At 41.2% G+C, this 10,337-nt stretch carries 9 protein-coding genes and 2 rRNA genes; 2 read left to right on the top strand and 9 right to left on the bottom strand.

Annotation, left to right across the window (positions count from 1 at the left end; genetic code table 11):
• From IC619_RS16265 to IC619_RS16285, 5 genes are all read right to left on the bottom strand, one after another.
• Positions 1-122 (bottom strand): 16S ribosomal RNA (locus tag IC619_RS16265); the annotation flags it as partial.
• Positions 123-386: 264 nt separating this feature from the next.
• A complete protein-coding gene (locus IC619_RS16270) occupies positions 387-1,103 on the bottom strand; it encodes a type 1 glutamine amidotransferase (RefSeq protein ID WP_191141159.1) in 717 nt (238 codons plus the stop codon).
• An 8-nt stretch (positions 1,104-1,111) separates the two neighbouring features.
• A complete protein-coding gene (locus tag IC619_RS16275; RefSeq protein ID WP_191141160.1) occupies positions 1,112-1,858 on the bottom strand; it encodes a YggS family pyridoxal phosphate-dependent enzyme in 747 nt (248 codons plus the stop codon).
• Positions 1,859-1,874: 16 nt separating this feature from the next.
• Complete coding sequence (locus IC619_RS16280) at positions 1,875-2,819, bottom strand: diiron oxygenase (RefSeq protein ID WP_191141161.1); 945 nt, start codon at positions 2,817-2,819, stop codon at positions 1,875-1,877.
• 111 nt (positions 2,820-2,930) lie between these two features.
• Positions 2,931-3,959, bottom strand: a complete 1,029-nt coding sequence (locus IC619_RS16285) for a cytochrome D1 domain-containing protein (RefSeq protein ID WP_191141162.1) — start codon at positions 3,957-3,959, stop codon at positions 2,931-2,933.
• A 285-nt stretch (positions 3,960-4,244) separates the two neighbouring features.
• On the opposite strand from IC619_RS16285, the gene IC619_RS16290 reads away from it, so the two are divergent.
• Entirely contained in the window at positions 4,245-4,688 is a 444-nt protein-coding gene (locus IC619_RS16290; protein ID WP_191141163.1) for a hypothetical protein, read from the top strand.
• A 74-nt stretch (positions 4,689-4,762) separates the two neighbouring features.
• Here the strand turns inward: IC619_RS16290 and IC619_RS16295 are convergent, their stop codons facing one another.
• The 3 genes from IC619_RS16295 to IC619_RS16305 are packed head-to-tail and all read right to left on the bottom strand — an operon-like array spanning position 4,763 to position 9,045.
• Complete coding sequence (locus tag IC619_RS16295; protein ID WP_191141164.1) at positions 4,763-6,898, bottom strand: CocE/NonD family hydrolase; 2,136 nt, start codon at positions 6,896-6,898, stop codon at positions 4,763-4,765.
• 28 nt (positions 6,899-6,926) lie between these two features.
• Entirely contained in the window at positions 6,927-8,087 is a 1,161-nt protein-coding gene (locus tag IC619_RS16300; protein ID WP_191141165.1) for a dipeptidase, read from the bottom strand.
• Between the two features lie 4 nt (positions 8,088-8,091).
• A complete protein-coding gene (locus IC619_RS16305) occupies positions 8,092-9,045 on the bottom strand; it encodes an ornithine cyclodeaminase family protein (protein WP_191141166.1) in 954 nt (317 codons plus the stop codon).
• A 293-nt stretch (positions 9,046-9,338) separates the two neighbouring features.
• Between IC619_RS16305 and IC619_RS16310 the strand changes: the two genes are divergently transcribed.
• Positions 9,339-10,166 (top strand): DUF1259 domain-containing protein, encoded by an 828-nt coding sequence (locus IC619_RS16310; RefSeq protein ID WP_191141167.1) that lies wholly within the window; start codon positions 9,339-9,341, stop codon positions 10,164-10,166.
• Between the two features lie 44 nt (positions 10,167-10,210).
• On the opposite strand, the gene rrf is transcribed toward IC619_RS16310, so the two are convergent.
• Positions 10,211-10,325, bottom strand: a 5S ribosomal RNA gene (gene rrf / locus IC619_RS16315).
• Positions 10,326-10,337 lie beyond the last annotated feature (12 nt).

The raw sequence follows: 10,337 nt of genomic DNA on the forward strand, positions 1-10,337 counted from the left end.
CCCACGTGTTACTCACCCGTTCGCCGCTAAATCCGTACCCGAAGGTACTTCATCCGCTCGACTTGCATGTATTAGGCATACCGCCAGCGTTCGTCCTGAGCCAGGATCAAACTCTCCATATAATGGTAAGCTTGTAAGCTCATATAAAAATTGAACAGGTCATGTGTCACTCTTTAGTTTTCAAGGAACATTTCAATTGTTTCCGCTTGTTTGCGGCGACATTTAATAGATTAACATGCATACCAATAGATGTCAATAGTTTTTCTAATCGTTTTTACGCTTATATATGAGTCATAAATTCTCATCGATTGCCGTAGCGGGCGAGGTTTGCTTTTACAGCAGGGGGATACCATGAATACATACAGTCCCCCTACTCGAATCTTCTTTTACGAACGTATGGCCATTTGATGAAGAAGGTGATACAGCCATTTTTGATTATCCATAAGATTATTTTTTGCTTGATGCTGAATCTCTATAGCATTCATCATAAATCTACCTGGCTCAGCTAGGTCTTGTGCACAGTTTTTTATGAGGGCTTGAATGGTCTTTTCCGTCATCTCAAAGTGAAATTGCAGACCCCATACATGCTCGCCATAACGAAAAATTTGGTTTGGACATCCTGGGCTTGTTGCCAAGCAGACTGCATTTGTGGGAACTTCTGCTACATCTCCATGCCAATGGAAAACATTCATCTCTGTTGGTAGACCTTTAAAAATAGGATCTTGTATCGCTTCTTGCGTCTGTATAATCGGAAACCAACCGATTTCCTTCTCCTTTCCTCGATAGACTTTTGCACCTAACACGTCTGCGATCAACTGTGAGCCTAGGCAAATACCCAGCACTTTTTTATCCGCATCAATCGCCTTACGTATAAAATCTTTTTCCGCCTTTAACCATGGATAAACCGCATCATCGGATACACCCATCGGTCCACCCATGACGATCAACCAATCGATATCAGTTATATTTGGGAAGTGATGAACGGTTTCGTACATTGGGGTAGAACTAAGTCGATGCTGATACGCGTGCGCCCAATGCTCGATTGCACCTAGTCCTTCAAAGGGAACGTGTTGAACATAATGAATTCGTAAGGGTTTACTCATACTTCCTCCTATTGAACGTCCAGATTTTCATTCCAGTAGTATGTGTCATCGTATTTTCTTTTTCCAAAAATAGCCGTTCCAACCCGAATCAGGTTAGCCCCTTCCTCAATTGCAATCTCCAGATCATGTGACATTCCCATTGACAAGACATAATTTTCTTCGTCGAGTAGATGTGCATAAACAGCTTCATCTTTCAGCATACGTAACGTTTGGAAACACGCCCTTACTTTATCTGCATCTCGGCTAAATAGACCGATTGTCATTAGCCCTTTCAAGTTTAATCCTTCCATTCCATTAATGGCCTCCATCAATGAAAGCGCGCGATCAGGTGTAATACCAAACTTACTTTCTTCCTGTGAAGTATTGACTTGTACATATACGTCCAAAGTTCGCCCTTCGTTCCTAAGCCTATTATCTAGCTTTTGTGCTAATTTCAATCGATCAACCGATTGAATACACGTTGCAAAGCGTAAGACCTGGTTCACTTTATTGGTTTGCACATGTCCAATAAAATGTCTCTCTATGTGAGCATCATCTAGTCGTGAGCCAAATTTAGCTAATGCTTCTTGTACTTTATTTTCACCAAGAAGTGCATACCCTTCTTGAATCGCAATATCGATTTTCGAAAGTGGTACCGTCTTGGTTGCAAGTAATAAACGAATTTCAGCAGGGTCACGGCCGACTTGTAAACAAGCACGCTGAATACGCTCTTGAATGTTTTGTAAATTCATTCGAATATCAGATTCTAAGTCCATCATCCGCATCCTTTCCTTACGCCTTAATCAAGCCGCTTTGCATAAATGCTTCTAAAATATATGGGTTTTTCATGACATCACTCTGATAAAAGTGATTAATCGTCACTTTAGCAGCACGACGGATTTCTTCATCCACACGATTTTTGCGATACGTATCTTCGATCATTTCAGCACACTCTTTTTCTGAAAAACCTTCTGCAAGCAAATCATGGTTTAATGCCCCCAAGTCTGGCGTTAAGAATCCAAAAATCAAATCAGGAAGCAACAAGCCCATCTCTTTCTGCTGATGCGCGGACAACTGCGGCCAAACCTCTTTCAGTAGGCTTGCAAAATAAGCGTGATGCTTCACTTCATCTTCTGCATGATCTTTTATAATCTCTCGCACAATGGGCACTACCCTTTGGTCATGTGGAACTTTTAAGAGCGTTCCAGAAATCAATGTTTCCGAGACAATCGTGAAGAATAATCGGATAAGCGCCTTCGTTTGTTGGGATTGATCAGTTAATACGTTTTGTAAGTGATTTAAAAATTGCGGTTTTTGATTTTCTGTGATTTGAATACGTGTCAGCGCCTGCACTTTATGTAATAAATCAGCAGAAAACTTGAAGTGATAGGCTTCATCCACATAAATTTTCCATGCATCCATACGCATGGAAATAGGGAGCTCTAAGCCTAACTGATTTTTACCAATTTTAAACGTCATTTGGTTTACGATTTCGTGTTCCAGATGTTCGGTAAAAGTCAAATGTGTGTATAAATGTCGGATAATCAGATTTTTACGAACTTGAGGATCTCGACTTTGAACATGTGCGTGTTCACAAATGGGAACCAATTCCGGTGAAAAAAAATACTCACCCCCATACTTTCCTTCCACAAAGCGGTTCGGCTTAGCACGAACAGCGGATTGTTTTTCCCAATTATCGAAAGCACTTTTATACGCTGACAAATGATTCGAGACCATCAAGCAACGCCCCTTTAATGTGGTTTTGAGCAATAATGTTTACTTGATGCAACTTTATACCACACACTTGTAGACGTCAATGTTTTTTTCTTGCAAATGAAAAAAGTGAGTCTAGATGATTGCAATCGCACTTGGAGCAGTCCCCACATCAATTGTGGCAATGGTTAAATAACTTTTGCTATCAATGACCGATACGGTTCCATCACCTTCATTTACGACATAAATAAGCTGTCCATCTGGTGTTATCGCAAGCGCCATTGCATTGTCACCTACTTCAATTCTAGCCATCACAGCATGATTCTTGCTACCAATAATCGATAGAACTGATTTAAAGCCAGGTAAATCCTTCTGACTCAAAATATAAACAAATTGTCCATCCGGAGCGGTTGATAAAGCATCAACCGTAAGGTCAACCGCAATCGTAGATAGGATTAAATTTTGCTTCATATCAATAATCGTTACAGTTCCATCATCATTATTCACAATATAAGCCAATTGTACATGGGGTGCGATCGACACCTCTATTGGAAAGCCACCTACTCGGACAGTCGAAATGACAGCATGTGTTTTGATGTCAATAACCGTTATAGATCCTATAATGTTAATCGCATTAAAATTGACTACATATGCAAATTGTCCATCTGGTGTTATTGCAAGCGCTATGGGGTCTTCACCAACATCTACCGTAGCCATTACGGTATAATGCTTACAATTGATTACCGAGACAGTATGATCACCTCCATTCACCACATAAACAAACTGTCCATCTGGTGTTATCGCAAGGGCTGCTGGAAGATTACCAACGTCAACCGTAGCCATCACAGAATGATTCTTACCATTAATGACCGATACCGTATTATTCGCTGTATTGGCCACATATACAAACCGTCCATCTGGTGCTATCGCAAGCGCTATTGGGCCCGCACCAACTTCAACCGTAGCGATGACTGAATGTGTTTTCACATCAATCACCGCTATCCTACCAGTACCACTCATAACATATACAAGCTGTCCATCTGGTGCTACGACAATTGCACTTGGATCGCTACCCACATCTACTGTAGCGATGACTGAATGCGTTTTTGTATCAATGACCGATACGGTCCCATCAATCTCATTTACAACATAAACCCAGCTCATTGTCCTCCCCCCTCTTTGTTTCTATCATATTCGTTTTACCGTAAAACATCCCTATTCACACGAACTGCTGATTTTGATTCAAAACATGGTGTAAAAATAAAAACAATTTATCTATCAGTATAAGATAACGCATATTTTTTTCACATCTATAATTTGATATTCATAGAGTATTAGAGCTACAAAACGAAATGATATCCCTTCTTTCATTTCGTAGAACCATATAAAAAGTGGCAGAAGTCTTCTTTTTTTCTCCCTCGGTACCCTTTAAAGGGAGTACGCAAGGAAATGGAAGCATGGACGTACAACAAATTCGAAACCGGGAGTTTATTTTTCGAAGAAGGAAGCGGTCCTGTTGCTTCTACGGGCGGCCCACTTGTTATCGCTTTTACCATAGCCAAAGTTCGCTATTCTTTCACTAGTAATAACAATATCACCAATGATCCAAGTGTAAACAATATTACAGGGCGATTAACGGATAACAATCGTGTCATTCGATTTGAAACGGCCAAAAATGGTTCACCTTCTCTTCACGATACCAATACAGGTGAAGCTTATAACCTTGAATTCTTTAATGTCCCCACTGTTTCTGGTAAATTGGTCACGGAAAGCACTCAAAATGACAACTCCCTTCGTTTTTGTATTACACAAGTGGCTGCTCCAAAGCGAAAGTTCAACATTTTTGTTCCCCGAAACGGCTCCAAGACACTGGGTAGATTTGAAGAAAGCTAAAGCTAAACGGATAGGAGGATCGTCCGTTGACAAGGGATATTCCGTACAACGAAATATCCCTTGTTCGATTTTATTTATCTCTTGTTTATAACCGGTACCCGAATATGGCTGGGGTACTTTGGACTGTGATATACGGTTTGCTTTGCAATCATTGCTTCTTGCTCATCATAGGGGTTTTCGCCCGTATTGGAATTCGGAAAAACAACAAATTTATTAGAAGACGTAATCGTAAAACGAAGACGATGCCCTTTCCGAAAGGTATGGGCGATATTTTGCATATAAATATCGTAACGTTCCACTTGATTGGGGGTGAGGAGCGCTGCTTGATCCAACCCTTTTCGATATTTTGCACGCACAATATAGTCTGAAAGTCGAAGGGAGTTGCCATCCTCATCCACATCGGTCAATGTCACAACCCAATCTGTGTCTGTAGCAGTACTTGCCGCATAGATTTCAGCAGATAATTCACCCGCTACAATCATATCTTCTTCCAATTTTTCACTCGTATAGACGAGTATATCTTCCCGTAATTCATGCTGTGCCATATTCTCCGGCTCTCGCTCACCACTATATGCCACCGGATATTTGGGATTATAAACGAACGTATCCGTTTTTGCGCGTTCAATGGGCTGATAATGTAATAGCCCGTCGCCAAAACTGGAATTTGCATGCCCATCTCCACCAAGATAGAAAGGAGTTATGGTCGCTTCCGCTGGCGTCCAATCTTCTGATGTTCGCCATTCATTATTTCCCACCACATAATACGTGGCTCTTGTCTCTTGTTCAATTCCATTTTCCATCCCTTTTAAGAAACGATCAAACCAGCTCATGACCTTTATATCATAATCATAGACAACAGCATCATGACTGAAACGGGTTCCCCTAAAATCACGTGCTCGATTGGGATTGTGTTCCCATGGTCCTAGCCAAATCTTGCGATGTGGTACATCGTGTTCAGTAAGCATTCTCCAAGTCTCGGATACACCTGGCCCATCTCCATCATACCAACCCGAGATTACAAAAACGGGTGCTTGTATCTGATCTCCTCTCTCTGTCAGCGTACAGTTTCTCCAGAAGTCATCGTATTCGGGATGCTGACTCCACAAGTCCCAAGGCCCCGATCGTTTACCAATCACCTGTTGTGGAATCTCTCGTATGGGTCTAGCATCTACTACGGTTTCCACATCTACCGATTCCCCTGCAAAAATACTAAAGTCAGTCCGATTTCCTACCGATTGCGCAAGTGTCCAGCTTAAAAGAGGCCATGAACAAACCGCTCCACCTCTACGAACGGTATCCGTAAAGGGTGATCCGACATTCACTTCATCTACAACTGCTTTTAAGTTAGGATGACCACTTGTTGCTGCCGCTATGGCTACGTAACCTAAGTACGAAGCCCCCCATATTCCTACATCTCCATTTGACCACGATTGAGCTACAATCCAATCGATCGTCTCTTTACCATCATCGCGCTCGTAATAAAATGGAACAAGCTCACCTTCAGAATCTGCTCGTCCTCTTACATCTTGATTGACAACGGCATACCCTTTATTAACCCAATGCATGAGAAAACCTTTTTTATTGTTGCGGTCATAACATGTGCGGACAAGAATCGTAGGAAAAGCTTCTATTCCGGTCTTCCCTTCTGGCAAATACACGTCAGTAGCCAATCGCGTTCCATCCTTCATCGGAACCATGTAGGTACCCATGTCGTTTACACCATATTCAGGTTGCGAAAGCTGCGGGTTCCGATAAGCCACAAGCGGTGTCAGATCTTCATAACCCGGTTGAACCAGTACTTCCATTCCATGCCGGTGCGGACAAATAAATGCCACGAGAATTCCTTCTACTGTGATCACATCAAGTGCTGTTTCGTTGCGTAACGCCCAAACAATGCCTTCTTGTTTTTTACCTTTTATCACAGCTTGATAGGGCTTGTACCTTTCATACTGGAGCCCGTTGGGTAAAACAACTCGTTCTCCCTTCCACTTGGCATTTGCAAATAGATCCAGATGTTCATGGATTTGCTTAAACGGAAGATTAGACGATAAACCTTCCGATAATACATTTTCGTTCATTTGTGTCCGCTGGCGTGGTTCCACGATCGCGTGCATAATTCGCTCTTCTGTAAAATGAATTTCCCCTTGGTAAACGCCCGCATAGTAGTAGTGAAAGGGGAGATGTTTTAGATCTGTACGAATGATAATCAAACTCCTTTTCTCTCATTAGGCTTTACTATTATCCACAAACCTCTTCAAAAACGCTTAGCCAGTTCAGCCCCAAGATCTTCTGGATCTGCTCATCACCATAGCCTCTTTTGACAAGTCCCCTGGTGATATTTATAAATGAACTGTATTTTTCTAATCCTTTTACCAGTTCGGTTGAAGGGCCATCTCCACTTGCAAACCCTAATAGCGGTGCAATATGTTCTTTAAAATAAACAAGTGACCACGTTAGATCACTCATCGGCCAATCCGTTCCGATTCCCACATGATCTTCTCCCACCAATTTTACTAGGTAGTCGATATGGTCCAGTACATGATCAATCGTAGTATGATTCGGTTCCTCATGAATAAACCAAGGCATCGCAAATACACCGATTACTCCACCTGTTTCTGCAATGGCTTTGAACTCTTCATCACTTTTACAGCGCATATGTGGATAAATGTTCTCAACTCCTGTATGAGAAGCAATAACCGGTTTATTGGAGTAATGACACGCATCAAGTGTGGTTTGTTTGCCACAGTGGCTGGTATCAATGAGTATGCCACGTTGATTCAAGTGCGCAATAAGATCTATACCAAAATTGGTTAAACCTGCATTCGATTTCTCCGCACACCCGGCACCTACATAATCTTGTCTATTATAGGTAAGTTGCAGGACACGCAAGCCAAAATCATACAAAGCATCGAGTAAAGTAAGATCCCTTTGCAACCCTACACTCTCTTGCGAGGTAATAATTCCTGCTTTTAAGCCGTTCTCTTTGGCGTATCGGATGTCTTGTGCTGTCTTTACTTTCATGAGCCAATCAAAAGTGTCAAATTGAACTTGAACTTCCGCCATGCTTTTGATGATACTTTCATGATTCGTCAAGCTTAACTGACGATTTCCCGCAGTAATACCAGATTGATACCATTCTTCTTTAAATTGAGGGAGCCCACCTTTTAGTGCTTTATCCAATAACCCTTTTCGAGGTAAGCTGCTATATGTGTGAGGGTCATTGCGATAGGGCTCATAGGCTTGTTTTAATTCCGCTGAGACCTCGTCTGGAATAGCTCTAGGAGATAAGGGTCCCTGAAATAACAAATCAATAATCGTACTATTCTCATGAAGCATTTTGGCTCTTTCTTCAGCTTGTTTATCGAGTCCAAAATCAAACCATTCGCTATCTTTATTCATTCTTTCAACCACCTTGTTTCGATTGTTTATAAATAAAATGAGCAACAGCTACATCTTCAATCGCGAGTCCTAGCGATTTAAATAAGGTAATCTCTTCTTTTGTTTTTCTTCCTTGTACTTTCCCAACAATAAGATCTCCTAATTCTCCTAAAATATGATCGGCTGAGATCTCTCCCTCTTCTAACGGAATCAAATAATCTCCTGCTTCATGAACAGCAGATTCTATTCGGTCAACAAACAGCTGAGACTGTTTCACCAGTGCGGAATCCAATTCCCGATCGCTTGCTCGACATGCACCTACCGCATTGATATGCGCTCCCGACTTGATCCACTCTCCTCTTAGAATTGGATCAATTGACGCCGTAACCGTACATATGATGTCAGCATGTTGCACCGCACTTTGTACCGTTTCATGTACATAGATAGGTAGCTCATATTTTTCCTGTAGCTCTTTTTGCAAGTGATCGGCATGATCTTTAGAACGTCCCCATAGATGTATGTCTGTAATCGGTCGAACTTGTAACATGGCATCAATATGACTTCTCGCTTGTAAACCGGTCCCGAGTACCGTTAGAACACTGGCCGATTTATCTGCTAGATAATGTGTAGCAACTGCGCTTACGGCAGCAGTACGGATTGTCGTGATTTCTTCAGCATCGACCATTGCGAGCGGTTTGCCTGTTTGCGCATCAAATAGAAAAACAAAACCTTGATGTGAGGGCAACCCTTGTTCATGGTTTTCAGGAAAAACGGTAATCATTTTTGTTCCTACTATGTTTTCATCTATAAGTAAACCCGGCATCATCCCCAATACATTGCGATCATCAATCGGAAAAACAGATCGCAAGGACTGTTTGGCTTTCCCTGTTGCTAAGTCGGCTAAAGTTGCTTCCATGATGTCTATACATTTTGCCATGGATAGCAGACTACTAACTTCATCCTGTTCAATTAACTTCATCTCTTAACCACTCCATTCTGCTCATGCTTACTATTATGTAACCGCCTCCACTCCTGTTTTGATTATTTAAGAGTTGGAGTGCTTTTGTTATACACATAACTATAAACCAGAAATATTGTACAAGTAAATTGTGCGATATCTCTTTCTTAGCAATAGAAGAGAATTTCCACCCGATAATCATCACTCTCCAATCCAGCGCGTCATACATTAACATGCAGGACTTATTGAATCCGCTTACAAACCTTCCCATCTATAATCGATAGAAGGAATGAGAGAAAGGAGATTGTACAAACTTGAATATACCACCACCATTATGCGAAGAACTGAGTCAAATCTTGAATGCAGAGATTGCTTCATTATTTAATCAAAACTTAGATTGCATTTTAGTTAATTATAGAACATTCCCAGCGACGATATTAAATCGACCCACTACCGAGCCGCTCAATAATCTCTTTACGTTTCAAGCAACTCCTTTAAAAAATAAAACATTAAATATAGGTTGGTTTTCACTGTTAGAAACCGAAGTCACTTCTGTTGTTGGTTTACTTAGCAAACAAGGCATTACCGTATCGTCTATTGCTGACTTTAGTCCATTTCTGAACCCTCGCATTATCCGCGTCTATTATCAAGTATTAGAAAATCCCCTTCGCACCGCAACAAAACTGAAAAATGTATTAAGTAGTCTAAAAAACACTGCAAAATCTTTATCAGAACCCGAACCTACACCGCAATTTCGTATCCTATGTGATACATTTGCACAGACCTTGGGAACAAATAGCGTGCTTATTCTTGGAAGTAGCTGTGAGGTTTTTAAGATTCGTGATCTTCATTTAAAAATTGAAGGACAAAAAGTCATTACGAATCCACCTCGCCTTATAAACCTTTCGTTTGAATCATTGGATGCAAGTGCAAATGCACTTTGTTGGGGGCAAATTGATTTATTGAAAAGAGAAGTAAGTACGTTTTTAAATGTCCTCAAAAAACAAAAAGGAATTATCATTTCCAGTCTTCATATTCAATGGTTTACCAATCCGCAGACCGTTGAATTAACGTACTTAACTGTCGAAAATCCGATTACATTTGCGATTCAATCTAGGAGAGCATTAAAAGTATTAACATAAAAAAGAGCACCTTATAAATAAGGTGCTCTTTTTTATATACATGAGCCTGGCGACGTCCTACTCTCCCATAGATTAATCTATAGTACCATCGGCGCTGGAGGGCTTAACGGTCGTGTTCGGGATGGGAACGAGTGGGTCCCCTCCGCCATCATCACCAGACGTATAAAGTTG

The sequence above is a fragment of the Polycladospora coralii genome (genome assembly GCF_014773435.2).
GTDB lineage: Bacteria > Bacillota > Bacilli > Thermoactinomycetales > Thermoactinomycetaceae > Polycladospora > Polycladospora coralii.

Bases quoted from the DNA above. Each gene is read 5' to 3' on its own strand.
- IC619_RS16270 (WP_191141159.1), bottom strand. From the start codon at position 1,103: ATGAGTAAACCCTTACGAATTCATTATGTTCAACACGTTCCCTTTGAA.
- IC619_RS16275 (WP_191141160.1), bottom strand. From the start codon at position 1,858: ATGGACTTAGAATCTGATATTCGAATGAATTTACAAAACATTCAAGAG.
- IC619_RS16280 (WP_191141161.1), bottom strand. From the start codon at position 2,819: ATGGTCTCGAATCATTTGTCAGCGTATAAAAGTGCTTTCGATAATTGG.
- IC619_RS16285 (WP_191141162.1), bottom strand. From the start codon at position 3,959: ATGAGCTGGGTTTATGTTGTAAATGAGATTGATGGGACCGTATCGGTC.
- IC619_RS16290 (WP_191141163.1), top strand. From the start codon at position 4,245: ATGGAAGCATGGACGTACAACAAATTCGAAACCGGGAGTTTATTTTTC.
- IC619_RS16300 (WP_191141165.1), bottom strand. From the start codon at position 8,087: ATGAATAAAGATAGCGAATGGTTTGATTTTGGACTCGATAAACAAGCT.
- IC619_RS16305 (WP_191141166.1), bottom strand. From the start codon at position 9,045: ATGAAGTTAATTGAACAGGATGAAGTTAGTAGTCTGCTATCCATGGCA.